The organism is Pseudomonas sp. M47T1 (assembly GCF_000263855.1).
GTDB lineage: Bacteria > Pseudomonadota > Gammaproteobacteria > Pseudomonadales > Pseudomonadaceae > Aquipseudomonas.
In genome coordinates, this window is record NZ_AJWX01000040.1 from 1 (window position 1) to 24,515 (window position 24,515).

18 protein-coding genes and 3 pseudogenes are annotated in these 24,515 nt (G+C 58.3%); 12 read left to right on the plus strand and 9 right to left on the minus strand.

The window, feature by feature from the left end:
- The first annotated feature begins 126 nt into the window (after positions 1-126).
- Positions 127-528, plus strand: coding sequence for a winged helix-turn-helix transcriptional regulator (locus tag PMM47T1_RS27175; RefSeq protein WP_008375270.1), 402 nt, complete (start codon positions 127-129; stop codon positions 526-528).
- A 710-nt stretch (positions 529-1,238) separates the two neighbouring features.
- Positions 1,239-1,595, plus strand: a complete 357-nt coding sequence (locus tag PMM47T1_RS27180; RefSeq protein ID WP_202947843.1) for a TolB family protein — start codon at positions 1,239-1,241, stop codon at positions 1,593-1,595.
- A gap of 268 nt (positions 1,596-1,863) precedes the next feature.
- Here the strand turns inward: PMM47T1_RS27180 and PMM47T1_RS27190 are convergent, their stop codons facing one another.
- Positions 1,864-5,313, minus strand: a complete 3,450-nt coding sequence (locus PMM47T1_RS27190) for an autotransporter domain-containing protein (protein ID WP_177323410.1) — start codon at positions 5,311-5,313, stop codon at positions 1,864-1,866.
- Positions 5,314-5,908: 595 nt separating this feature from the next.
- On the opposite strand from PMM47T1_RS27190, the gene PMM47T1_RS27195 reads away from it, so the two are divergent.
- Both PMM47T1_RS27195 and PMM47T1_RS27200 read left to right on the plus strand, forming a co-directional pair.
- Positions 5,909-6,400, plus strand: a complete 492-nt coding sequence (locus tag PMM47T1_RS27195) for a signal peptidase II (RefSeq protein WP_008375276.1) — start codon at positions 5,909-5,911, stop codon at positions 6,398-6,400.
- A 57-nt stretch (positions 6,401-6,457) separates the two neighbouring features.
- Positions 6,458-6,958, plus strand: a pseudogene (locus PMM47T1_RS27200) (SDR family oxidoreductase); the annotation flags it as partial.
- A 188-nt stretch (positions 6,959-7,146) separates the two neighbouring features.
- On the opposite strand, the gene PMM47T1_RS27205 reads toward PMM47T1_RS27200, so the two are convergent.
- The gene (locus PMM47T1_RS27205; protein WP_008375279.1) at positions 7,147-7,953 is read right to left on the minus strand and encodes a sulfite exporter TauE/SafE family protein; all 807 of its coding nucleotides are present in this window, start codon (positions 7,951-7,953) and stop codon (positions 7,147-7,149) included.
- Positions 7,954-8,073: 120 nt separating this feature from the next.
- On the opposite strand from PMM47T1_RS27205, the gene PMM47T1_RS27210 reads away from it, so the two are divergent.
- The 3 genes and pseudogenes from PMM47T1_RS27210 to istB all read left to right on the plus strand — a co-directional run.
- Positions 8,074-8,853 carry an AraC family transcriptional regulator gene (locus tag PMM47T1_RS27210; protein WP_043301604.1) on the plus strand — a complete coding sequence of 260 codons (780 nt, stop codon included), beginning with the start codon at positions 8,074-8,076 and terminating at the stop codon, positions 8,851-8,853.
- Between the two features lie 321 nt (positions 8,854-9,174).
- Positions 9,175-9,354: pseudogene (locus tag PMM47T1_RS29365) on the plus strand (IS21 family transposase); the annotation flags it as partial.
- Positions 9,347-9,616 (plus strand): annotated as a pseudogene (istB, locus tag PMM47T1_RS29370) (IS21-like element ISPsy20 family helper ATPase IstB); the annotation flags it as partial. The pseudogenes PMM47T1_RS29365 and istB, both read left to right, overlap by 8 nt.
- 541 nt (positions 9,617-10,157) lie before the next feature.
- On the opposite strand, the gene PMM47T1_RS27215 reads toward istB, so the two are convergent.
- Together PMM47T1_RS27215 and PMM47T1_RS27220 are read right to left on the minus strand one after the other, a co-directional pair.
- Positions 10,158-10,379: a PLD nuclease N-terminal domain-containing protein gene (locus PMM47T1_RS27215; RefSeq protein WP_008375286.1), complete on the minus strand. Its 222-nt coding sequence runs from the start codon at positions 10,377-10,379 to the stop codon at positions 10,158-10,160.
- 20 nt (positions 10,380-10,399) lie between these two features.
- On the minus strand, positions 10,400-11,623 hold the full coding sequence (locus PMM47T1_RS27220) for a zinc-dependent alcohol dehydrogenase (RefSeq protein WP_008375289.1): 1,224 nt from the start codon (positions 11,621-11,623) through the stop codon (positions 10,400-10,402).
- A gap of 189 nt (positions 11,624-11,812) precedes the next feature.
- Here PMM47T1_RS27220 and PMM47T1_RS27225 point away from each other — a divergent pair, with 189 nt between their 5' ends.
- From PMM47T1_RS27225 to PMM47T1_RS27235, 3 genes are all read left to right on the plus strand, one after another.
- Positions 11,813-12,310 carry a CinA family protein gene (locus tag PMM47T1_RS27225; protein ID WP_008375291.1) on the plus strand — a complete coding sequence of 166 codons (498 nt, stop codon included), beginning with the start codon at positions 11,813-11,815 and terminating at the stop codon, positions 12,308-12,310.
- An 18-nt stretch (positions 12,311-12,328) separates the two neighbouring features.
- Positions 12,329-13,387 carry a M20/M25/M40 family metallo-hydrolase gene (locus PMM47T1_RS27230; protein WP_008375293.1) on the plus strand — a complete coding sequence of 353 codons (1,059 nt, stop codon included), beginning with the start codon at positions 12,329-12,331 and terminating at the stop codon, positions 13,385-13,387.
- A 64-nt stretch (positions 13,388-13,451) separates the two neighbouring features.
- The gene (locus tag PMM47T1_RS27235) at positions 13,452-13,859 is read left to right on the plus strand and encodes a low affinity iron permease family protein (protein WP_008375295.1); all 408 of its coding nucleotides are present in this window, start codon (positions 13,452-13,454) and stop codon (positions 13,857-13,859) included.
- Positions 13,860-14,030: 171 nt separating this feature from the next.
- Here the strand turns inward: PMM47T1_RS27235 and PMM47T1_RS27240 are convergent, their stop codons facing one another.
- The 4 genes from PMM47T1_RS27240 to PMM47T1_RS27255 form a co-directional block, all read right to left on the minus strand.
- Positions 14,031-14,255: a DUF2188 domain-containing protein gene (locus PMM47T1_RS27240; protein WP_008375297.1), complete on the minus strand. Its 225-nt coding sequence runs from the start codon at positions 14,253-14,255 to the stop codon at positions 14,031-14,033.
- Between the two features lie 23 nt (positions 14,256-14,278).
- Complete coding sequence (gene ligD, locus PMM47T1_RS27245; protein WP_008375300.1) at positions 14,279-17,734, minus strand: DNA ligase D; 3,456 nt, start codon at positions 17,732-17,734, stop codon at positions 14,279-14,281.
- A 476-nt stretch (positions 17,735-18,210) separates the two neighbouring features.
- Positions 18,211-19,155 (minus strand): methyltransferase, encoded by a 945-nt coding sequence (locus PMM47T1_RS27250; protein WP_043301610.1) that lies wholly within the window; start codon positions 19,153-19,155, stop codon positions 18,211-18,213.
- Positions 19,156-19,196: 41 nt separating this feature from the next.
- A complete protein-coding gene (locus tag PMM47T1_RS27255; protein WP_008375303.1) occupies positions 19,197-20,561 on the minus strand; it encodes an iron-containing redox enzyme family protein in 1,365 nt (454 codons plus the stop codon).
- Between the two features lie 469 nt (positions 20,562-21,030).
- Here PMM47T1_RS27255 and PMM47T1_RS29375 point away from each other — a divergent pair, with 469 nt between their 5' ends.
- The gene (locus PMM47T1_RS29375; protein ID WP_008375305.1) at positions 21,031-21,291 is read left to right on the plus strand and encodes a DUF1652 domain-containing protein; all 261 of its coding nucleotides are present in this window, start codon (positions 21,031-21,033) and stop codon (positions 21,289-21,291) included.
- 441 nt (positions 21,292-21,732) lie between these two features.
- Entirely contained in the window at positions 21,733-22,614 is an 882-nt protein-coding gene (locus tag PMM47T1_RS27260) for a manganese catalase family protein (protein WP_008375307.1), read from the plus strand.
- 676 nt (positions 22,615-23,290) lie between these two features.
- Here PMM47T1_RS27260 and PMM47T1_RS27270 read toward each other — a convergent pair.
- Positions 23,291-24,424: a sensor histidine kinase gene (locus tag PMM47T1_RS27270; RefSeq protein ID WP_008375308.1), complete on the minus strand. Its 1,134-nt coding sequence runs from the start codon at positions 24,422-24,424 to the stop codon at positions 23,291-23,293.
- Positions 24,425-24,515 lie beyond the last annotated feature (91 nt).

A 24,515-nucleotide genomic window follows, 5' to 3' on the forward strand; every position in this document is an offset into this window, starting at 1 on the left:
TTTTCTTTTGCAACCTGATTCTGCATTCGGCTTATACTCCCTGCTGCCAACGCAATTGCTCATCAGGAGGCCAGAGTGGCCAAGCAACCCTCCCTTGAAACCAGCGAGTGCCCGGTAGCCAGGGCGATGGAAGCGATTGGCGAGCGCTGGAGCCTGCTGATCATCCGTGACGCCTTCGACGGCGTTCGCCGCTTTGGCGACTTTCACAAAAGCCTTGGCCTGGCCAAGAACATCCTCTCGGCACGCCTGAAACTGTTGGTTGAACTGGGCGTGTTTGAGGTCCAGCCCGCCTCGGACGGCAGTGCGTTCAAGGAATACCTGCTGACGGAGCGGGGGCGGGCGGTGTTCCCGGTGGTGGTGGCGTTGCGGCAGTGGGGCGAGCGGCACCTGTTTGCCCCGGGCGAGGTGCACTCGGTGCTGCTGGACAAGGTGCACGGCGAGCCGGTGACGGGCATCGAGGTGCGTTCCAGTCGTGGTGTGCTGCTGGGGCCAGAAGATTGTCAGCGGCAGAGCCCACGCGTCCTGTAGTCGCTGCCGCCAGGCTGCGGGCTGTTGCGAAAGGGCATCACAGCCGCTATAGCGGCCCCGCATACCCACACATGCTCGGTAAGCCTTCTGAATCCCGCCAGGGCCGCTTGAAACTGCCCTGATGGAATGAGGCGCGCGGATTGCTGCGCAGGTACCAGACCTTAGGTGGCGTCGTTGCCCGCCTGGTCATAAAAGATCCCCTTGATCCAGTTTGACCCTGGACCATGTGTATGCGGCGTCCTGCGTGGTGTGACCTTATTCGCTTGACTCGCCGCAGCCAATGAAAAAGTACCGGTGAAAGTGACTTTTGTGTAGGGCCATGCACATCGGTTCGGGGAAATAATGCAAACCATGCCGCCGCGAATGGATCTTCGGCAGGACGGCGTTGCCGTTATACCCTGCGCTTGAACAAGCCGGGTGAAAGCGCCTCCGGTTGATGTGCCATAGCGCACCGGGGGTGGACACAGTCGCTCACAGGTTAATAAAAATAATGCAAATCCTGACAAGTAGATCCCGCTGGGCCGTGCTCGCACTGCTTGCGCTGGGCGTCCTTATTTCCTACGTCGACCGCACCAGCATTTCTTCTGCGCTGGCGGATCCTTCCTTCATCCAATATTTTCAATTGACCAGGCTGGCGCAACTCGGCCTTCTTCTGGTCATACGGCCTGTTCCAGGTGCCGATGGGGTGTGTTTTCACCCTATTGTTGGGCGTGGTCCATTCACTGGAAAGCCTGATTGCGTTGCGGTTACTGATCGGTGTGTCCGAGGCTATCGTGATACGCCTTCGCAGAACATGGCCCTTTTCTGGAACATCTTTTCCCTTTCGTGCCTCGGTCTGGGAGCGCACCCAGGAAAGCAGCATCTACATCATTCATCCCGATGGCTCGGGCTGGAAGAAGATCGCCAGCAAGCCAGGCTTCGACGAAAGTTCGCCGACCTGGTCGCCCGATGGCAAATACGTCGCGTTTTATGAGACGCCCGTGGAATCCACGTGGGGCGCGCACCGCCCGGAGTTTATCAACAAGGTCAGCTCGCAGATTGAATCGGTTGATCTGGCCGCCACTTGAGTCAGATTGCGGTACGTGTCGATCGCCATGAGCAGGCGCAAGTGGCGCGCCTTCAGGTTGATCTGCAAATACCAGTCGATATGCTTCACATTGGGTACCTCAGCCGTTTCAGCTTTTTTCAAGGTGGGGTATCCATGGGGCCGGCAGGAGGCGCGAGCGCAGGGCACGCTGGAATGTTGCGCGTGTATCGCTGCCGTAGCCATTGAGAAAAAAGTCGTTGCGTTTGAGTGAATGGTTAAGGAAGGCCATCCTGTTACCACCGACCCCATCAGAACCGATACGCCACCCGCACCGACAACCCATTGGACTGCGACGCCTCACCGATCGCCCGGGTACCCTGGTAGCCAATCCCGGTACTGAGCCCCGATGCCCAGAGAAAATCCACGCCCAGCATTGCCGACAGCGTGTTGTCGCCAAACCCTTCAGTGGTGACTGAGTAAGTTGAATCGCCCACGTCCACGTACCCCAGTCGGGCAGTGCTGGCGGCATTGAAGGTATGGCTGTATTCAAGACGCGAGCGCAGGCTCAGGTAAGCCCAGCCCAGCGGTATGCCGTATTGCCCGCGCACGCCCGCCACGCTCGACAGCAACGACAGGCGCTGCTGGGCGTAGGCCAGGTTGTAGGCCCCGGCATCGGACTCGTCGAACCCGCGCAGCCAGGTGGTGGAAGCGTCCAGCCGGCCATAAGGTGAAACCAGCCAGTGACCGCCCTTCATGTCGTAGCCTGAGCTGAGGGAGGCAAACAGCTGGTCGCCATCGCGCGTGCCCTTTGCGTAGCGGGCCGCTTCGCTCACGTAGCGGTCACTGTCGAATGAAAGGCGGCTGTAGCCCAGCAGCGCGTCGACGAAAACCGCCGTGGGGTGGTAACTGCCATACACCGCCGCGCTGTAGGACTCGCCACGGCTGGTGCTGCCCGAGGAGCCTATATCGCTTTTGTCGCTGCCATAACCGATGCCCATGCCCACGGTCACCGCCCTGGACAGGCGAACGTCAACGCCGCTGCTGACGCCGATGGTGGTGTTGCTGACTTTGCTGCCGTTTTGTCGGGTGTCGCCGAAATCCACATAGCCGCCTGTCCACACCGACACGTCGCCGTTGGGCAGGGGCTGGGGGGCTTTGCTGTCGGCGGCGCCCAGCAGGGCAGGTGGGTCATTGGCGGGTGGTTGCAGCGTGGCCAGTGAATTCAGGGCGTCGCGGTTGTTGTCGTCCTGGGCTTGAGTGCTTTTGGACTGGGCCACGTTGAAGTGCAGATTGAAGGCGTTGCGGTGGCCGTCCAGGCTGTGCAGTTGCTCGAGGCGGTCGTTGAAGTTGCTGACTTGGGCCTTGGCGAACTGCGACGCGCTTTGCGCCTGGGCATTGAGCATGCCGACCACCTCCGCATTCTGGCTGGGGTCGGTACGGCCGGTGATTTGCAGCGTCAGGGTGGCGGGCTGCGAAGTGCCCCACTGGTTGGCCAAGGTAAACCGCAACGTCACGGTGCCGCTGGCTTTTGCCGCCGCCGTGAAGCTGAGCAATGTCTGGGTGAGGCGGGCGGTGCCCATGGTCTGTGCCGGCTGTTCAAGCAGCACCGCCGAGGTAAAGGGGCCGCCTGTGGCGCCGCTGCTCAGGTCGACGCTGACGCTCTGGCCCGCCGCGACAGTGACCGACGTGTCGGCGGCCTTGGGCGTGGTGCCGTTGATGGTGAGCGAGTAACTGGCGGTTGCCTGCGCGGAATTGGCATCGGTGGCGGTGACGACAATCGCGGTGCTACCGGCGGTGGTTGGAGTGCCCGCAAGGCTGCCGGAGCCGCTGTCCAGGCTCAGGCCAGCGGGCAGGCCCGAGGCGCTGAAACGGTAGGGGCTGACACCACCGCTGGCGCTGAACACCTGGTGATAGGCGCTGCCCACCGTGGCGGCAGTCAGTGCACCGGCGGCAGGGGCAAGGCTCAGCGTGGCGGCGGCTACGGTGACCGTGACGGTGGCGGCAGAGGACGTACCCGAGGCGTTGCTGGCGCTGTAGGTGAAGCTGTCGCTGCCCGAGTACCCGGCGGTGGGGGTGTAGCGCAGGCTGGTGCCGCTGGCCACGGCCGTGCCATGGGTGGGGGCCGAGGCCACCGTAATGGAGGTGGCGGTGCCGCCTGACAGGGCCAGGGTGATGAGGTTGTTGGTGCTGTTGGCGCTGACGGTGGCGGACACGGCCGACGCCACTGGCACGGGCTCGGCAATGGACAGGGTGTAGGCCGCCGAACCGCTGTTGCTGAGGCTGTCGGTCGCGGTGATGGAGAAGCTGTATTGCCCCACCGTGGACGGTGTGCCGCTGATCAGCCCCGTTGAGGCATCCAGGCCAAGGCCCGTCGGCAGGCTCGTCGCCGTGTAGTGGTAGGGCGCGGTGCCCCCTGTCGCGGTGATCAATTGGCTGTAGGCGCTGCCGACCCGGGCAGCCGCCAGCGCCCCTGCGCCCGGGCTCAGGGTCAGCGGCGTGGCAGCGACGGTGACCGTCACGGTTGCAGGCGTGGAGGTGCCGCTGGCGTTGGTGACGGTGTAGGTAAAGCTGTCTGTGCCGGTAAAGCCCGTCGTGGGGGTGTAGGTGATGGCCAGGCCGGTTGCCGTCGCCGTGCCGTGGGCCGCAGCGCTGGCAATCGTGGCGCTGGTTGCCGCCCCACCGGAAAGGTTGAGCGGCACGCTGTTGTTGCTGCTGTTGGCGGCCACTGTCACCGATACCGCGCCCGCCACGGGCGCTTGCTGCGCGATCGTCAGGGTGTAGTTGGCTGTGCCTGTGGCCGCGTTAGCGTCGGTGGCCACAAGCGCCACCGTGTAAGTGCCGGCGGCCGTCGGCGTGCCGCTGACCACCCCTGTGGCGGCCGTGAGGGTGAGCCCGGCAGGCAAGCCGGTGGCGGTATAGCTGTAGGGCGAAGTCCCGCCGGCACTGCTGAACGTCTGGCTGTAGCTGACGCCCACTTGCCCGGCGGGCAAGGTACCGGATGCCGGCGTTACCGTCAGCGTGGGCCGCGACACGGTCAACGACACCGTGGCCGCCGTGGAGGTGCCGGAGGCGTTGGTGGCGGTGTAGGTAAACGAATCACTGCCCGAGTATCCGGCCACCGGCGTGTAGCTGATGCTGGTGCCCGACGCTGTGGCCGTGCCATGGCTGGCCGCGGAGGCGACGGCCACCGAGGTGGGGGTGCCGGTGATTGCCAGGGTAATGGGATTGTTCGACGAGTTGGCGGCGACGGTCGCTGTGGCATCGGCGCCCACCGGGGCGGCCTCGGCGCGGGTGACGGTGATGGAATAGGTTTTGCTCGTCTGGCCATCGGCGGCGGTGACTGCGACGGTGATAGTGTTCGCCCCCACCGCCAGGCTGATCGCCGAAGAGTCGGCCCCCGAAGCAACCGACGCGCCGTTGACCGTGATGGTGCTGTCGCTGGCGGTGGCGGTCGGTCGCACAACGACTGAGCTGGTGCCGTTGCCCACGGCCGCGGTGTAGGTGGTAGTGGCCGCCGTGAAGGTCGGCGACGGCGTGCCGGCGGACAAGGTCAGACCGGTCAGGGAAGCGTCGGCCACAACGGCGCCAGAGCAAATGATGCTGACAGCACCGATGTACGTGCCGGTGGAAATCTGCGCGTAAAGGCCGCCCGCTGCCAACTGGCTGGACGATACGGTCGCTGAGTAGGACCCCGCGCTGCCGGTGTAGCTGCGGTAATCGGAATAGACCGTGGTGATGTTTTGTGACCGCAGGTTCACCAGCTCCGACGTTATCGCGCTACCGCCTGCACCTTGGCCATTGTCGGTATACGAAAAAGTGACGCTTTCGCCGCTGGCAAAAGCAGTACTGGCGAACCGTCCTGAGTAGGAGGTGGTACCACTGTTTGCGTTCAGCGTCGAACAGGCCGTGGACAAGGCGTGGGCGAGGGTAGCCTGCAGCAGCATGACCAAGCCGATGACGCATCGAAGGGTAATTCCTTTGTTCGCAAGCAACGAAGAACTCACGGTAAATTCCATTTAAAGGTGGCTGCCAGGCGCACATCGAGTGATGGGTGTCGGATCGAAGCAGGTACACGAATCGAGGGTAAGGAGCCTTTCCAGGGGAAGGGACGCAAGCGATGGCATTATGCCTGCGCTCTGTGGCCGTTGCATCAAGGCAATGGTTACATTCTTGACTCAATGCGTTGGGGCGAAAGCGGCAGAGGCGCCGTCAGACGCAGCGGTGCAGACCAGGAACGTAAAGGTGAACAGATGCCTTTGTCCTGTTGTACCCTTTTGCGGCACACCCCCCGTCGCCTCCGCGAGGCGGTAGCCACGTCGTGGGGCTCATCAGCAGTCGAGCAAGGGATATCTCATGGGAGACGTTTGGAAAAGCCGGATCTTTGCAGTGATGATCGGCATGGTGTTCATCCTCTCTGATCAATGGATCAAGGTGCAGGCGTTGTGGAGGTTGCAGTCGGAAAGCTTCAGGTTCGGCGGCAGCCTGACCTGGCTCGATGTCGCCTTGAGCCTGAATGGCGGAGCGTTCCTGAGTGTGGGCGCCGGCTTGGCTCCCGCGGTCAAACAGCTGATTTTTATCGTAGGGGTAGCTGTGGTGGTGTGCTGGGCGTTCTGGTGGTCACTGAGCCGCTGGAGTGCATCGCCCCGCCGCGTGCTCGCCGTTTATTTCATCGCGCTGGGTGGTGCGTCGAACCTCATTGATCGTGTGTTTCGTGACGGTCATGTGGTTGATTACCTGATCCTGAATCTTGGGTCCCTGCACACCGGGGTATTCAACCTGGCCGATATTGCGATTATGGTTGGGGCAGGGGCATTACTACTCACGGAATTAAGGAAGCGCGGTTAACGGTTAATACCGGTGTTGCTGACGGTATCGGCGTGCGCGCCGCGTTGGATAAGGAGAATGGAGGACTGGCGCAGCGTGCATCAAACCAATCTCGACGGCGTATGCCTGGGGCGCAAATACGCTATCCGCGCCATGCGCCAAGCCGGCGCAGGTTCCATCGTCAACATTTCCTCGCGCGCAGGCCTGGTCGGTATTCCAGGCGCCGCCGCGTATGCATCGTCCAAAGCGGCGGTTCGCAATCACACTAAAACGGTGGCGCTTTATTGTGCCAAGCAGGGCCTCAACGCTCGATGCAACTCGATCCATCCGGCGGCCATCCTCACGCCCATGCGGGAGCCCATGCTGGGCAGCGATGCAGGTCGCCAGGAGCGGATGGCCGCGTTGGTGCGGGATACTCCGCTCAGACGATTCGGGATGCCTGAAGAAGTGGGTGCCGTGGCCCTGATGCTCGCGGGCGATGATGCGACTTACATTACGGGAAGTGAATTCAATATTGATGGTGGTTTGCTGGCAGGGCCGGCTGTGACGCCGACAGTCGTGGAGGGGAGTGGGGGCTAGGTCGTTGAATTGCGTCTGCCCCCCCCAAAGTCGCGGGCCCACCCCATTGATCGCGTCGTCTGCATCGCGGCCAAGGCCGGCTCCTACCACGGATGGCTCAGGAGCCGACTTTAGTCGCGATGCAGGCAACGCGGTGTCAAGACAGCCGCTGGCCGAAAGTCTGACCACTGTTGCCCCTGATCTGCTGGTCACTTGAACGCCAGGCCCAGACCCGCCAGGGCGAGCAACCCGATGTAGATGCGTGCATGCAACCTGTCAGGAATCTTGCCCGCCAGCGGTAATGCCACCCGCACCCCTATCACCGAACCGATGCTCAACAACACGAACGCCGGAAGGTAGATGTAGCCCAGCAAACCGCTGTGTAACCCCGGCGTCTGGAGCGGCCCCATGGCCCCGTACATCAGCGATCCTGCCAACGCCACCGGCAGGCTCAGAGGGTTTGCCAATGCTAAGGCCTGGGCCATGCTCAGCCCCGACCTGCGCAGCAACGGAACCGTCATCACACTGCCACCCACGCCCAGCAGGGCAGCCACGACGCCAATGGCAACGCCTTTGAAGGGCGCGGCACCTAGCCTTCGGGGGCTGGCGTCCGAGGTTCGGAGAAACCCCTTGCGGATCATGCAGTCGGCGATGGTAAGCCCCAGGTAAGCGATGAAACCGGCGCGCACAGCGTCACTGGTCATTGCACTACCCAGCATGGCGCCGCCCACCGCGCCGACTGCGATATAGCCCACCAGCGGCCAGATAAAACCGCCAACAAGTCTGCCTGCGCGGTGCTGTTTAAACGTCGCCATCGACGCGTTGATCACCATGACGGCCGTCGAGGTGCCGACGGCGATTTGCATGGCGGCGTCATAACCAACCTCACCTGGGGCATGGCTGGCAATCAGCAGGTGATAAACCAGCGGTACCGCGACAAAACCACCACCGAAGCCAAACAGCACAGTGGTGACGCCGGTCATGCAACCCAGCACTGCCAATATCAATAGGCTCATCCAGTATTGTCCATTGCTCAATGTTCGTTGAGCGGGCATCTTAAGGGCGCGGGCCGCGGTGGGCTTTTGCGAACGAGCCTACCGTGTTTTCGTTCCGGCCAAGCTTCCTGGATCATGATGATGCGCAATGCTTCCATTGCTGTTCTGGACTCCACCCCACGCCCTGTCGTTGCAATCTGCACAGAGTATGAGTACGGCCACCGCTTGCCGATGCACACTCACCGGCGCTCGCAATTGCTTTACGGTTCAAAGGGTGTGATGCAGGTGACGACGAGCCTGGGAACCTGGGTCGTCCCTCCACAACGGTCGGTATGGATACCTCGGCAGGTGCCCCACGAAGTCTTGTTTCTCGGCGTAACGACCCATAGTTTGTACATTGAACCTGCCGAATCGCTGAGCATGGAGGCGCGGTGCCGGGTGATCGACGTCAGCCCGCTACTGCGCACACTGCTCCAAGAGGCGGTGGACATGCCCCTGGAGTATGAGCAAGAGGGCAGGGATGGCGCCCTGGTCAAGCTTCTACTGCATGAAATACAGCGCGCGAACCGGCTTGCACTCCAGATCCCCATGCCAGCGCACGACCGGTTACTGGCCATCTGCAAGACTTTCCTGCTGGCACCGGATATCAACACCGCGGCGCAGGGGTGGGCTGACTCACTGTTCATCAGTTTGCGGACGTTCAATCGCCTTTTTCGAGAGCAAACTGGCTTGAGCTTTGGGCAGTGGCGTCAACGTGCCTGCGCGATTTTGGCCCTGGCACGGCTTGCGGAAGGCCTCAGCGTGACGGCTGTTGCCCTGGAGATGGGATATGACAGCCCAGCGGCGTTTGCCACCATGTTCCGCCGAGTATTGGGCCGGCCGCCTTCGTTCTACTTACCTGCCCTGGACGCGAAGGGGTGAAAAATACCGGTGGCGATCGAGCGTTTTCGATCCGAAGCAGACGGTTAGCCTCGGCACTGTAGCAGCGGCCGCCAGGCGGCGTCACAGGCGCTGCGGTACCGCTGGGCAGCGCGTGCCTTCGGCAACTGCGGCATGTGGCTGAGACGTGGTGCTTGGGTTGAAGGGCTGCTGTTGGCCGATTGCCGCCCCTCGTGGTTGGCGTGGGCACGAGTTGGCCATAGATGCTTCGGCACAGCGTGACCTCTATGGGGATTGGGCAGCGTTACGATTCTGGTATCCATCCGCCGGCGGGGGCCTCAAGCTCGCGCTTAACTTCGTTTTCTGGTACTTGAGTCGGGAAGTCTGAGCGCCGATCACATCCTTAATGTCCTTGCCCGCCTGACCTCCACGGCACCACCGCCTTGTATAGAAACCAGCCTGCAACTCAAGGTGGCTCCTATTGCCAATACGGCGCGCTACGACCGGCTCCGTACGACTGATGAGGAGAATCGCAATGCGTGACTTAATGGCAGAACTAAAAGAACTTCGCCTGCACGGCATGGCCAGTGCCTGGGAAGAACTGGTCTCTCAAGGAACAGCGTCGACCGCTTCATCGAAATGGCTACTGGAACATCTGATTCAGCAGGAACATGCGGATCGCGCGGTGCGCTCGGTGAATCATCAGATGAACATGGCAAAACTCCCCATGCACCGTGACTTAGCTGGCTTTGACTTCAGCGCTTCCAGCGCTGATGCCAGGCTGGTCAGCGATCTATCCAGCTTAGGGATGCTCCGATCAACTTGCCGCGCGTCAGCGGCAAGTCGAAAACCAACCCGGCAACCAGCGTTATTCGCTGAAAATCGAACGATGCCTCTTGCATGGAGGGCGTTTCGGCCCGCTCCTCAGTGTCAAGAGCGCAACTCACCCGTACCCATCAGCTGTTTTCAAGCATTTCGATTGCTGTCATGTGGCGCCTTTATCCAAGTTGCTAATGCGGGTTTGTAGCGCTGAGTTCACGGCGATCTCACGTGCACGTTGAGCCCCCATGGCAAGTGCTTTGCCGACAGAAGCACCAGGTAGGTCTGCATAGCTTTCCTCGGCCAGCATCCGTCCGCCACCCTCATAGACGCTCAGGAACATTTCGGTCGCACCACTGCGTGCGATCCTGGCCCGAATATCGAGAGACTTGGAAACGAACGCCCAGAATGAGCCGGTTGACGACCCAGGTCAGTAGGCGCAGGTGTTCATTTCGGCTGGGTGCAGTCGTAAAACCATGTTGAGAATCGCCTGCAGCCCCGCAGAAGCGTACAAGCGGTTTCCCTGATCAACCTTTGCTGTGCTCTTTGGATGTGGGTGGTTCCGCGATGCCACGTGGCCCAGCGACTCCCCAAATGGCTAGCCCGATCACGGGCAACGCCAAGATAAGCACGACCCATCCGACTTTGGTACCTGGTGATTTTGTCGTACGCCAAATGCTCGCAATGGCCAACAGGTCGACCAGCAGGACAACCACCGCGAGCACAATCCAGACATATGTCAGATCCATTTCACACCTCCGTAGCCTAGCTAAACAGCGGTTATCACGGTTGGGGCGTCCGTTTCCGGTAGAGCAACGTCGTTCCTGCCAGGCGTGAGAATGACCTTGCGGCAGTCTTCCTGTTTCTTGTCGAAAATCTTGTAGCCTTCAGCCGCCTGCTCGAGGGACATCCTGTGGGTGATTATCGCGTCAGGGGAGATGTGCCCCAGTTCTATGTGTTCAAGTAGCTCAGGCAGAAAGCGCTGCACATGGGTCTGGCCCATCTTGAATGTCAGCCCCTTATCGAACGCATCGCCAAAGAGAAAGCCGTGGATGAAGCCGGAGTAGACGCCCGGCACACTGACCGTGCCCCCGCGCCTTACTGCCGCGATGCATTGACGCAGCGCCTTACCGCTGCTGCCTTCAAGTTTCAGGGTGGCCAGTACGGTTTCAGTAGTGCTCCCCTTGGCTTCAAAGCCGACTGCGTCTACCACGCCATCGACGCCGCGCATACCTGGGGTTTGCCGGATGATCGTGTCAGCTGGGTCGTCGTCTTCGTCGAAATTGATGGGGATCACGTTATAGGTTTGCTGCGCGTAAGCGAGCCGGTAGGGGTGGTGGTCGACCATGAAGATGCGTTCGGCCCCCAGCATGCGGGCAACCGCTGCGCAAAGGAGGCCGACCGGGCCAGCGCCATAAATGGCGATGCTGGAGCCTTGGCCGATGCCGGTGTTGGTTACCGCCTGATACGCGGTGGGCAGGATGTCCGAGAGGAACAGTACCTTCTCATCGGCCAATGTGCCCGGAACCTTGAACGGCCCGGTATTGGCTTTCGGGACGCGCACATACTCAGCCTGGCCACCCGGAATGCCACCATAAAGATGGCTGAAGCCGAACAGCGCCGCACCCGGTGGAATAGCTTTTTTGTTGATGATAGCGCCACGACCGGTATTGGTTGTTTCGCAGGCCGCGAACAAGTCTTGTTGGCAGAAAAAGCAGTCTCCGCAGGCAATGACGAAAGGTATTACAACGCGGTCTCCTGGCTGGACGGCGGTCACCTCCGAGCCCGCTTCTTCGACGACGCCCATGAACTCATGGCCGAAAATATCGCCGTGCTCGACGGTAGGGATTTTGCCGCGATACAGGTGCAAGTCTGAACCGCAGATTGCCGTCGCGGTGACCCTCAGGATGATGTCATCCGGCGCCTCAATGATCGGGTCAGGAACGGTGTCCACCTTGACGTCATGGGCGCCGTGGTAGGTAAGTGCTCTCATGGTCTAGCTCCGCAGTTTTATGGGTAGTAAACAGCGGAGGGGCGGATGCGGGGTTCGTTCAGGTTTTTTGGGATTTAGAGGATCAGTGGCAGGTATAGCGCCTTTTGAAGGAACAGGGTTATGAAATCCGAGAGGATTGCTGTCTCGACCGGTCATATGTGAAGCAATGGTCAAGCGTTGAGGTATGTGATGATCGTTGAAGGCACAGTGGAATATCTAAAAAAGCATTCGTTGATATTGGCCACGGCAGAGTCTTGCACCGCAGGTCGGATTGTTGCATTGCTCGCTGAAATTCCGGGGAGCGGGTCGCTGGTCGAATGCGGGTACGTTGTCTATTCGCCCGAAGCAAAGCAGCGTCTCCTTGGAGTTAGTGCCAAAACCATCGCCAATTTCAACCTAACCAGCGTGGAGGTGGCTCGGGAGATGGCGATAGGCGCACTTCGGGATAGCCCTGCAACAGTCGCCATCTCTACTACCGGTTTGTGCGGCAACGAAGACGTTGATGGCATTCCGGCAGGCACTGTTTGTTTCGCTTGGGGGTTCGTGAATGGGGGTCGATATAGCGTATTTACCCGCAAGCACCGCTTCTTCGGCAGGCGCGAGACCATGCAGCACGATGCGGCGTTATACGCACTGCAGCACTTGCCGCAGTTCCATCAACGCATGCTCACAGGTGAAACGGCTTGAAGATCAGGAGAGCTATCGATGGCTGAAGAAACACTTTTGGAACAGTTGCTGGTGGCTCGTGGGCCAGGTGGAGAGGAGATCGAAGTCCGAGAGGTTTGTCAGCAAGAGCTCCAACAGCACTGCGACGAAATGTGGGTTGATGATGCCGGCAATCTGATTGGATTGATTCGAGCGAGTGCAGCAGGAGGCGACGATGCTAATGGGGTTTTGGTGATGGCGCATCTGGATGAGATCGCCATGACGGTTAAGCGGATCAGTGACGATGGAACCTTGAAGGTGGTGGCGCTAGGGGGGGCAAACCCTGTCAATTTTGGCATGTGCCCAGTCGATATCCTGGGCAATAACGAGAAGTGTCCCGGAGTTCTGTCCTTCGGCAGCATGCACCTTACAGCAAGTTCTAAACAAGGCAGAGATGTCCAGACGGGTAATGTCCACTGGGAAGACGTCCATGTCGTCACCCGACTTAGTCGAGAGCAACTTGAGACAGCAGGTATCAGACCCGGCACACGGGTCGTGATGAGTCGGCACTGGCGCAAACCTTTCCCTCTGCAAGATGCAGTCGCGGCACATTTTTTGGATGACCGGGCTCCAGTCTTGGCGGTATTGAATGCAGCAGCACAGCTTTTTAGCCAGCGGTCAGAGCTTAAGCGCGACGTGTACCTTGCGTTTACCACCATGGAAGAAGAAACCAACGCTGGGGCACTGTTTGCGGCACGCCATCTGCCCTGCAGAACAGCCATTGCCGTGGAGGTCGGGCCCATTGGCGAGGAGTACGGCACGGTGCTCTCTGCGAGCCCTATCATTGTCGCCGGCGATGAGAAAGGCCATTACAGCCGCCAGGTCATAGATGCTCTGATTGCGGCGGTGCGTGATGCTGGATACGAGGCTCAGGTTGCATTGCTCATCGACTTTGCTTCGGATGCCAGTGCGATTTTGAGTGTCGGAGAAATGGGTAAGGTGGGCTGTGTAGCAATACCGACTGAAAACACCCATGGCTTTGAGATAGTTCTAAGGGATGGGATCGCGGCCTGTACTTCGACGCTCGTGCATTTGCTGACCGGTGATCTCCTGAGCTAGTTGTAACAAGAATTTTCAATGGCTCCACAGGTCAGATCTTTTACCTGACATGGGAGCCACCGCCATGAAATTTTGGAAATTTTCCGAGCGGTTATCGAGCTGGATGGGAAGTCCAAGGACGTTTGTGACCGCAATCGCGTTGGTGATTGCCTGGGCCGCATCAGGGCCATGGTTTCATTACAACGACGCGTGGCAACTGGTAATCAACACCTCCACCACCATCATCACCTTCCTGATGGTGTTCCTAATCCAAAACACCCAGAACCGTGATACAGATATGCTGCATATCAAGATTGATGAGCTTTTGCGAGTGACCAAGGATGCTCAGAATGCGGTGCTTAGCTTGGATAGCCTGGATCAGAAAGAGCTAGCGGCGCTAAGGAAGCGCTACAAGGAATTAGGCGCAGATGGGGTCAACGATCCCGATGATGCGCCTGGCGATTCGGATCAGGACGTTCACGCTTCGACATAGAGTGCCCAGGCAACCCACAGCAGATTGCCAATGAACACGGCGAACGCCGTAGTCCGACGCTCGGCTCGCTTCGATCCGACGAGCCAAGCGGCTGAAACTATCGCCATCATCGCCGGCCATTGAACCCAGTCCATGTCTTCCCCTATGTTGAGGCAAACGTCTTCAGCGTTGTCAGCCTTTTGTCTTCGTAGGGTCAGCAGCTCTTGGGTAGGTACGCTCTTCCTGGATCGTGCCGTCCTCCTTATGAATTTTCAAAGAGGCGGTTTTACCCTCCAGAAACTCGCTGGCGAGCGAGGTGATCTCGGCTTTCGTCGAAGCGGTTTTAGATGCGCGGGCAGCGCCCTGCTTCGTGAGTACCCAGCCTTTCTCGGTTTTGGTGATGTGGTAGTTGTCCATTGTCTTTCTCCTCGTGTGATTCGCTATTTGATGCCTACTCGCCGACGCATGTCGGCGGTGATGGTTTGCCGGGTGGTCGGCAGGTCTGCCCACGGATCGCTGTCAAGCTGTCCCAGGCGTTCATGAAGGTTGTGAATGTTCCAGACGTTGGCACCTTTGATCTCAAGCAGCTCCTCGCGAAAGATGGGTACCGAGACCGGAAGGCCCTCCCGGGTACGCACTGAGTAGGCGCTGATCGTCGTGGCGCCCAGGCCATTTCGCAGGTAATCGATAAAGATGCGCCCCACGCGGTTTTTCGGCCCCGAGACGGCAGAGAAACGATCCGGCAGCAGCTTGGCGATGTGTTTGACGATGGCATGACTGAAGCCTTTCACAGCCTCCCAGTCGGCCTTGGGCGTTAGAGGCACGACCAAGTGAATACCTTTCCCTCCACTGGTCTTGAGGAATGATTTGAGTCCCAGTTCATCGAGCACGGCCAAGGTCAATTGCGTGGCCTCCACCATACTTTTCCACGGCAGCGCCGGATCCGGGTCAAGGTCGAGGATGAAGCGATCAGGGCGCTCCAGATCTTTGGAAACGGCATTCCAGGTGTGCAGCTCCACCGCACTCATCTGCACGGCGCCGATGAGCGCTTCGGGATTGTTGATCAGCATGACCGGGTGGCCGGTGTACTCCTTCCCCATGGTCTCAATGCCCGGAATCGCGAGTCGGTCAGCGTTTTTTTGGAAGAACAGGTCGCCTGTAATGCCGTCAGGTGCCCTGACCAACGCCACGGGGCGCTGAGCCAGCTGCGGCATCAGCCAATCATTGATACTGATGTAGTAATCCGCCAATTCACGCTTGGTCGATCCGCTAGTGGGGTCAATGATGCGCTCGGGGTGGGTCAGACGAATCTTTCCCGATGTCGCCGGTGGGGTCGATTCTGCTTGTTCGGCAATGGCAGCTTTGGTGGTTTTGGGTGGTCTGGCTCGGGACGCGGCTGGCTTCTCGACGTCCGATGGCGGAGCTGGACGTTCTTCAGTGATCGACTTGGCCGGCTTGTCCGTACGCAAGCCGTGAAATACCGCGTGTCTGACCGAGCCATCCTTGGTAATTTCGGCAAATGCGACTTCAGCCAGCAACTGAGGTTTGAGCCAGTGCACGCCCTTGGCTTCGAAGCCGGCAGGGGGATTGACCACCGGTGCTTTCTTCACTTCCAACGGAACAAGCTGATGGAAGATCGAGGCTAAAGTCGCTTCGTTGAAGCCTGTGCCGACCTTGCCCGCGTATCGCAGCTGGCCGCTATCAGCGTCATGCAGCCCGAGCATCAGAGCGCCAAGTTTGCTTCGCGCGCCCTTTGGGTCGGTGTAGCCGACAACCACGAATTCCTGCCGGCGCTTGCACTTAAGCTTGATCCAGTCGCCACCGCGCCGTGATACATACGCGCTGCCCACGCGCTTACCGATCAGGCCTTCCATCTTCATCTCGCAGGCACTGTTGAGCAGGGCGTCGGGTGCTTCACTAAAGTCCTCGGAGAACTTGAGTATTTCCTCCTCACTGGCTTCCAGCACTTTGGCCAGGGCGGCGCGCCGTTGCTCCACAGGCACCTCGCGTAAATCCATGCCGTTGAGGAAAGGCATGTCGAACAGGTAGTAGACGATGTTGCCGCTGCGCTCGGATTCGAAAGCGTTCTGCAGTGCCTGGAAGTCAGGGACACCGTCCTCGTTTGCCACCACCATTTCGCCGTCTAGCCAGGCTGAGGCCAGCCCGAGACTGGCGATGGCTTCGGCTTGGCGTGGAAGCTTGTGCGTCCAGTCATGGCCATTGCGCGTGAACAGTTGAACCTTCCCATTGTCCACCCGCGCCATGACGCGATAGCCGTCGAACTTGATCTCGTAGCGCCAGTCACCATCGGGAGCCGACTCGAGCAATGTCGCCAGCTCCGGTTTGATGCTGACAGGAAGATCTGATGCCTGAGCTCCCTCAAGCTTGGCTTTAGTCGGCTTTTTCTTAGGTGTCGGCACTTTTTCAACAGGTTTAGGTTCGGCAGATCTGCCGCCGCGTTTTTTGGGCACGATTGTGCGTTCGCTCAGCACGCTGTCAGGCTGATCCTTGATGATGTCATATTCTGATCCAGGCTTTGCGAACTCATCCTGATGTTTGATAAGGAACCATTGCTCCTGCTTGCCGGGGATATGGGTCTTCACCAGGTTCCATACACCGCCAAGCTTCTCGCCCTGCAACTCGAATTTCAGTCGTCCTTTGGCGTACGCCTCGGCGGGGTCTGACAATGGCTTCCAGATGCCCCGATCCCACACGATGACATCGCCAGCGCCGTAATGGCCTTCGGGAATGCTGCCTTCAAACGTCGCGTAATCGATGGGGTGATCTTCGACATGCACGGCCAAGCGTTTGGCTTTGGGGTCAAGGGACGGGCCTTTGGGTACGGCCCAGCTCTTCAACGTGCCATTCAGTTCCAGCCGAAAATCATAATGAAGCCGGGTTGCATCGTGCTTCTGAATGCAGAACTGAAGCGCTTGATCGGAAGCCTTTCGCGTTGAGCCACGTTTGTGGTCGCCGCCGCCCGTTGGCTCGGACGTGGCGTTGAAGTCCCGTTTGCGGTTGTACTCTTCAAGGCTCGAATGAGTTTCGCTGTGAGCTGGCGGCGAGGCAGCGGGTTGGCTTTTCTTCCGGGTTTTCTTTTTCGGCTTCTGTGGCGCATCCCCGATGCGAATCCAGGTGGGTGCGTGATCGCTCGCATGCTCTTCGCCGCGCACCCAGGCGTCAACACCCGCATCTTGCAGACGTGGCGCCAGTACAGGGTTCAGCAGGAGGTGGTCGATGCGCAGGCCAGAGTTTTTCTGCCAGTGCTGACGAAAGTAATCCCAAAACGTGTAGACGCGCTCTTCCGGATACAGGTGCCTAACCGAGTCGATCCAGCCTTGAGCCAACAGCCGGCGGTAGCATTCACGACTCTCGGGCTGAAGCAGGGCATCCTTGAGCCACGAGCGTGGGTTGTAGATGTCTTCGTCAGTCGGCACCACATTGAAATCCCCGGCCAGCACGACTGGATGCTCACTGGCCTGCAACGATTTCGCGTGCTCGATCAAGTGTTCGAACCAACGGAGTTTGTAATCGAATTTCGGGCCGGGCTGAGGGTTGCCGTTGGGCAGGTACAGACAGGCGACAATGACGCCATGGGCTGCTGCCTCGATGTAGCGCGCCTGGGTATCCGCCTCTTCCCCTGGCAAGCCCTTCTTGATCAGCAAGGGTTCGGAGTCACGGGCCAGGATGGCGACGCCGTTCCACGACGTCTGGCCCAAGTGCACAGATCCATAGCCCGCTGCTTCAAGGTCGCTAGCCGGGAACGCCTTGTCCGGTGCCTTGAGCTCCTGAAGACAGACAATGTCAGGCTGCTCGCGCTCAAGCCACTGCAGCAGATTTGGTAACCGAGCGCCGATGCCATTGACGTTGTATGTGGCGATCTTCAGGTCTTCCACTTTCGCATACCTTCGAACAGTCCGAACCTATTCATGTGAGGGCTTGCAGGGGAAGGAGTTCGCGATTTATCACCCAAGATCGACCGTTCGAGAAGCTAATCGAACGCTTGGGCGGGAGATGATTCGAAATCAGTAGGCCGCGAATCTTTCGTGGCCATGTGAGGTGTGTATGAGCAATTCAACAGGCATCCCAGGCGGTACCGAAAACGCTGTCGACTCTATTGAACCGCTAGAGCCCGGCAGGCCAGATGTCATTCCAAACCCTACACCCGGAAGTGACGATCTAGAGTCCAGCGAGGGGGAGATCCCTTTGGAGTCTGATGACGAAGCTGCACTGGAGGAGGACACGTCCGATGTAGATGCCAACAACGAGGTGTCGACTGAGCACCCTCAGTCGAGTTGACCGGTATCAGGTAAAGCCTGATGCGCTGTAGGGGGCCGTCACCCTAACACCCTGCCCAGCGCATCGATGTGGCTTACGATTGTGCTTTGGTCACCGTCAGAACCACTGCCGCGATGCGTTCTGCCTGTGCGTAAGCTTCATCCTCTAGCTCTTCACCGAACACGTCAGGGTCAATTTCGCGATACGACCAGCTAAAGCCAGGCACATCTACAATAGGCCGGGCGTGCTCTAGAAAAAGATCAACTCCAGCAACCCATGGTGCGCCCGTGTACAGCACAAGACTGCCACCAGGCGTAAGGCGATTTATCGCCTGCTCGACGATTCGGATGGAAAGGGCCGATCCCAGCCGCTCTCCACCATGACGATAAGCTCGTTTCTGAGTGTCCTGCATGTACGGCGGGTTGGCGACGACGAGATCGAACTCGCCCGAAGCGCTGTCTAGCAGATCGCTGTGCCACGCCGACACGTTGTCCGTTTCCGCCAGTGCCGCATTCACGGTCGTGAATCTCAACGCTGTAGGATTGATATCCAGAGCCAGCACCTGAGCCTCACGTCTGGCCCGGGCGATCAGGATTGCGCCAACCCCGCTGCCACAACCGATGTCCACCGCAGTACGCACAGGATGCACAGAGGTGCGCAAGTGCTCTTCAATGGCTTGGGCAAAGCGATAAGTATCGGGGCCAAAGAATACCGAGTCGTGAGCTACGGTCGGGAAGCCCGAATGCACAAAAAGAAGGTCATGCAGACTCGACCACCTGACGTCGCTGATCCACAGCCCGGCATGAGCCCTAACGACACCACTGCTCAGCAGTACCTTGAGTTCGGCATCCGGCAGTAACTGTGTTTCAAATGGCCGATTCCAGCCGAAAATATCCCGCAAGTCTTGGGCCTGGCGATTGTGCTCGCGTTGATTATTCCGTTGGTGGGTCAGGGGTGTCACGGTCGTGAATTGATAAGCGTCTGCCTGTAGTCGTCGGCCTAGATGTAGCAACGCCACGTCCTGGGTCTGATCTTCCATTGCGGTGGCAGCATTTAAGGTTGTGGCAGCTGTGGACTGATTCATAGCGCTAACGATCCTTCGGCAAGTTGGCGAGCATAGACTCGGGTGGCACTCAAACCTTCGGGGGTGCAGTGGTGGGCAGGTGATAGAAGATCGATTAGCCGCGCCGGTGAAATGACGGTCTGTGAGGCCGGGGCCGTCGCAATTGCGTTAGCTCTTGGACGGTTGCGAAACCCTGACCGGAAAGGACTGGCGTCTTTTGCGGCCCCTGCGTCCAGCCAATCCCCAGCGATCCAGTCTCGCAGCAACTGCATCTCATAGCCGCTGAACACCCCGAACATAACCGCACCCGGCCCGTCGATCATTTGCCAGAAGCGGCTGTTGGCTGGGTCTTGATTCCGTTTGATCCAGCCTTTGCTTTCGAGTGCTGCTAGAAATGCCCGGCATTGTCCAGGTTTAGCCAGCCACTCATTGACTGTCTTCCCGTCAAGACGGCAGTAATCGGAATGCATGTGCTGGCCAAACGAGCGCTTGCGCTCAAGCATGGCCACCACTTCCTGCTCAAGATCGAAAGCGGCAATAACGGCCTTGGTGCCTTTGCCTAATTCGTTGAGCCGGTAGCCATTGCGCATCCGCGCGATGAAGTCCGGACGGGACTCGTCAGTGGGGATCAGATCCAGCACGGTCTTCACGGCTTTGTGTGCATGGCCGGTGCTGGCATTGTCGATGGTGACGTGCAGCGTGAAATAGTAGGGATCGATACCAAGCTCATTAAGCTCGAATGCGGTGATCAATAAGTGCAGTGGCAACTGCTCGTAGCCCAGGTTGTAGCCCAGCAGCTCAGGCAAATACTCATCGCCCAGATGTCCAAGTGCGAGCTGAGTCGCGCCTTGTACGTAGTGCTCCTGAGCGAGCATCTCAGTGGGGGCACAATCATGATCGGCCAGCAGTTTGCGATAGAGCACCACGTGATTCAGCGCAGGTTCGCCGTCCCCCAGCTCTTCCAGATACGTACGAATGAGGTCGCGATAGCGCCAGTCGTTAGCGTGCGACACGGCGCTGTACAGCCATGCACCGTCGACCAGCTTGGTGGGTGCCACGTGCTGGAGGAAGTAAAGTGCGTGGGCCTTGTTGCTGAAAAATTTCCTACTTTCTCCTGCATGTCGCGCTCGCAAATAGTCCCGATAGGAGGCCGCCACATGCCTGGCGTTTGTCTCAATCCAGTGGGGCAGGCCGCCAAGGTCGTCAGGCAATGAATCAGGAAGCTCGCCCGCGAGCTTCAGCTGCTCCTGCAGGAACGAACGCAGCAGGTCTGGATCCGCACCTTGAGGCTCATGCAAGAGCGCGTAGTAAATGGAGGCAGGATCGGACGACCCCGCAGGCATGGCAGTCAGTCCGTCAGCGATACTTCGCAGAGAAGTCATAATAGGCCTACACAAATTTCTTGGTATGTAGGTGAGAGCCACGCCTTGCAGGATAAATTCAAAGAAGATTGAACGGTCTGATAGGAAACACCGGACGGAATTTGACAATTTGCGAGTCGACGTCTCCGGGGTCAGAGCTACCCGTCATTCATTGGCTCCGCAATCGTCGCGAAGTCGTATCACCAGCCGTAGCGATGGACATGCACGCCCCAGGTCGAGGAGCAAGCCAAGTGAAAATCAGACGCCTGTTAGACCAAACCCTAAAAGGCTCAGAGGCGGCTCCTACTACGAGAGTCTCACTGATTTCGGCGCGCTGGAATTTAGCGCGAGTTCATCTGCAGCGCTCGTGGTTTTAAGGTCATGAGGCCTCTAAAGGGGAGAATGGAGCCGCGTGCATTATCCCGCTGGCTGAAAGGTTGAATTAAGGCGAGCGCTTTGGGTCGACCGCTTACATAAGAAGGAGGTTGCCATGTCCATTTCTCTGCTCGAGTTACGCCACATTATCGAATCAGGTTTTCTGCCCCTTGAATGCCGTTGTACGTCATCCTCAGCCAACGAACTGACCATTGAAATCGTCGACCCTACTACCGGTGCTAACTTAGTGGTGGGCGGAATCGATGTGGCTACTTTGAGGTCTGGCCGAGCTACTTCGGAACTGGTGGGAGAGCTGCGAAGGGATTTCGGGGCTTTACCCCTGCACCGTACGAGCTACTCCACTAAAACTGCGTGATAGAGGCTTTCACGTTCTCTGGATGTGGCTAGAAATACATCACGGTTTGTTAATTAGGAGTCTGGATCCTGCTGTCGGTTGCATTCGTAGGTCGTCCTATGACGAATGCCTACGGTCACTGGCTTGGCAGTGCGATCCTAAATTTTAGCGGTTGCCAGCCTTGCAAAAAGTTAGGTGGCTCATTCCCTATGTGGGGCCGTTGATGTCCCTGTCCGGGTAATGATTGCCCATAAATCTGGTGTGACGGATATTTGGGCTTGAACGAACAATTTCAAAATATACTTGAACCATTTGGGGATTGCCGTCCATCCAGCATTTGTAAATTTAACCGACTTATTTCTTCAGGGCCTGGCTCTGAATATCAGCGGAACAGTCATATCCGATCTCATCGCTTATGACCGACGCGATACTCATACAAGAACGAGCCTGAGGAAATAAATAATGTTTTTACACAATAAGCGTCTCCAGTATACCGTGCGTGTTGCCGCGCCAAATCCTGGCCTTGCCAATCTACTGTTAGAGCAATTCGGCGGCGCCCAAGGCGAGCTTGCTGCGGCTGGGCGTTACTTCACCCAGGCATTGGCAGAGGATGATCCAGGACGGAAAGATCTTTTGATGGACATTGCAACCGAGGAGCTCAGTCACCTTGAGATCGTCGGCTCCATCATCGTCATGCTTAACAAAGGTGCGAAAGGCCAGTTGGCTGAAGGTGTCGAGGAAGAAGGTGAGCTGTACCGGGCCATCAACGGCGCCGGCAACGATTCGCACATCACGAGCCTTCTCTACGGAGCCGGGGCACCTTTGGTCAATTCCGCAGGTGTGCCATGGACTGCTGCGTACATCGACACCATTGGGGAGCCTACTGCCGACTTTCGTTCCAACATTGCTGCGGAAGCCAGAGCAAAAATTGTTTACGAACGCCTGATGAACGTTACAGATGACCCAGGTGTGAAAGAGGCGCTGGGGTTCCTAATGACCCGTGAGATCGCGCATCAGCTTTCGTTCGAAAAAGCGTTGCACGCAATCCAGCCGAATTTCCCGCAAGGTAAACTCCCAGGCATGCCTGAGTTCACCAACAAATACTTCAACATGTCTGGCGAGCCAAACGTGCGAGGCCCGTGGAATGAAGGTGCTGAGTGGGAGTACGTTGAGAATCCCGAACCCGCCGTCGATGGTGGAGATGGCTTGGCGTCAGTGACCTTGGCGCCGGCAGACTTTGAGGTGGTTGAGGCCATGAAGCTACGCACCGCTTCTGACCCAACCACTAATTTAGTGACAGGTGCCGACCTGGGCTCCGGCCTTGTTCAAGGTAAGGACGCCTGAGCTACATCCCGTACCCGCTCTGCTGGGGTACGGGATTTTGGTGAGGAATGGATGATGGAAACTAGAGCGATTGATCTACGCGATGATGCAGAACTTCCCGGTTGGATCAGGAAGGCACTGATTGGTTTCGAGATCGACTCGAAGCGTGCTTGTAGGGGGCTGCAGGTCTGTGTGGCTCTCGATGTCTTCGGCGTCGGAACTCTCCTGCCTAATGATTTATCGAATCCCCCCATCAAGGGCGCGGATAGTCGAAGGTAAAGGCCGCCTCTGATTTTCGTTCCTGGGCCGTTTCCTCTGGTTGGAGGATATCGAGCCTGACTAAAGCCATTATTGGGTCAATTCGCCATGAGTGAAAAAACTTGATGGTGCCAGCTATGAGGATCGGGATGCTGATCCGCAGGAGAATGACATGAGTAAACGCATTACCGAGGACGCCCAACTCCCAATCGACAGAGATCAGAGAAACAAGCCAGGATACACAGCAGGCGACGCTTCAGTAGGTTTGACCGATGATCAACGGGTCAGTCGAGAAGACGGCACCACTAGGGGCGGCGCCCGAGTTGAACCAGGGCCAGCAGATGCACAGAGACTGCCCAATCCTTGAATCCGTGGCCCAGACTGTCGATCCACCTGGATAACAGACAAGCAGTGCAAGCCCCAAGCTTCATGGAGATCGTTAGTGGATATCGCCGGTAGGCAGCGCCACCCGGAAAACCGTGCCATTTGCTTCGTCCGATGCGACATCGATCTGTCCACCATGGCCTTTCACTATCTCTGCCGCGATAAACAATCCAAGGCCCAAGCCTGACGATGGGCCTTTTTCATTTGCTGCAAAGCTTGAATAGCGGCCTTCAGGATTGAAAAGGTATGGGACAACGTGGGAGGGTATGACCTCCCCATGATTATGCACTTCAAATATTACCGAGCCGTCACGCGTCGAGAGGCTGACCTTGATAGGATGTTTGCTGCTTCCATGACGGATAGCGTTGCTGATCAGGTTTGAGAATACCTGGGCGATGCGGGAAGGATCGAACAAGCCGGTGACTGATTCTTTCTCAACGTAGGCAACTTGGGTGCCGGGGTGAGCGGTGCGCAGCTCTTCGACGACAGATTTACATACGGCTTGAAGATCGCTGGCCTCCACATTCACGGGGATTCCCGTGCCAAGGTTGCAGCGAGCGAGATCCAGAAGATCCTCGACCATCCGGTTGGCTCGTTCTGCACTTATACAGATCTGCGTGGCGAGCTTTCGCTCTCGCCCGGGTAACTGATCACTCTTGTGGATTAGCTCCCCTGCCATCAAGACCGCTCCGAGCGGAGAGCGCAGATCATGGCCCAGCACGCCCAAGACGGTTTTGCGGGTTGCCTCTACCGCTTGGCCATAGGTCGCCACTGACTCACACATGGCTTGGTCAATGGCTTCATTGAAACGGATCATGTCCTGTAAGTGGTGATCGTTATCGAGCGATTCATGAGTAAGCCATAGGCGAAGGACGCTTGATCTCAATGCGCGGTACTCGGAGATCAGTTGATCCAGCGAGAAACCGGCCATCAGACGGGTCACGGCATGGGTTTCGGCGGGTGTGTCTGCCTCAGTGCGGGGTGCCTGCCCTTGGGACTTCGCAACCTGCTGTGCATCAGTCTGGCTGGTGCGCATATCTTTGACCACCGTCAGCAGAATGCCCCGTGCATGGTTTCTTAAGCCTTTGGCATCCATGGTCGGCAAAGGTGTATCGACAGACCTGGCAAAATCCTCCCAGGCCTGGAGGATCTGCTCCATATTTCGCTGGATGAAGTCGTGAAGTCTCACAAAAGGTTCCTTGTCCCACATCGCATCTAGGAGTCAGCCGAGCTTAACGGGCTAGTCGCTTCAGCCTAGTCGGTCAGTGCCCAACGGTATA

Bases quoted from the DNA above. Each gene is read 5' to 3' on its own strand.
- PMM47T1_RS27210 (WP_043301604.1), top strand. From the start codon at position 8,074: ATGCGCAATGCTTCCATTGCTGTTCTGGACTCCACCCCACGCCCTGTC.
- PMM47T1_RS27260 (WP_008375307.1), top strand. From the start codon at position 21,733: ATGTTTTTACACAATAAGCGTCTCCAGTATACCGTGCGTGTTGCCGCG.
- PMM47T1_RS27250 (WP_043301610.1), bottom strand. From the start codon at position 19,155: ATGGAAGATCAGACCCAGGACGTGGCGTTGCTACATCTAGGCCGACGA.
- PMM47T1_RS29375 (WP_008375305.1), top strand. From the start codon at position 21,031: ATGTCCATTTCTCTGCTCGAGTTACGCCACATTATCGAATCAGGTTTT.
- PMM47T1_RS27195 (WP_008375276.1), top strand. From the start codon at position 5,909: ATGGGAGACGTTTGGAAAAGCCGGATCTTTGCAGTGATGATCGGCATG.
- PMM47T1_RS27205 (WP_008375279.1), bottom strand. From the start codon at position 7,953: ATGAGCCTATTGATATTGGCAGTGCTGGGTTGCATGACCGGCGTCACC.
- PMM47T1_RS27240 (WP_008375297.1), bottom strand. From the start codon at position 14,255: ATGGACAACTACCACATCACCAAAACCGAGAAAGGCTGGGTACTCACG.
- PMM47T1_RS27230 (WP_008375293.1), top strand. From the start codon at position 12,329: ATGGCTGAAGAAACACTTTTGGAACAGTTGCTGGTGGCTCGTGGGCCA.
- PMM47T1_RS27235 (WP_008375295.1), top strand. From the start codon at position 13,452: ATGAAATTTTGGAAATTTTCCGAGCGGTTATCGAGCTGGATGGGAAGT.
- PMM47T1_RS27255 (WP_008375303.1), bottom strand. From the start codon at position 20,561: ATGACTTCTCTGCGAAGTATCGCTGACGGACTGACTGCCATGCCTGCG.
- PMM47T1_RS27215 (WP_008375286.1), bottom strand. From the start codon at position 10,379: ATGGATCTGACATATGTCTGGATTGTGCTCGCGGTGGTTGTCCTGCTG.
- PMM47T1_RS27220 (WP_008375289.1), bottom strand. From the start codon at position 11,623: ATGAGAGCACTTACCTACCACGGCGCCCATGACGTCAAGGTGGACACC.
- PMM47T1_RS27225 (WP_008375291.1), top strand. From the start codon at position 11,813: ATGATCGTTGAAGGCACAGTGGAATATCTAAAAAAGCATTCGTTGATA.
- PMM47T1_RS27175 (WP_008375270.1), top strand. From the start codon at position 127: ATGGAAGCGATTGGCGAGCGCTGGAGCCTGCTGATCATCCGTGACGCC.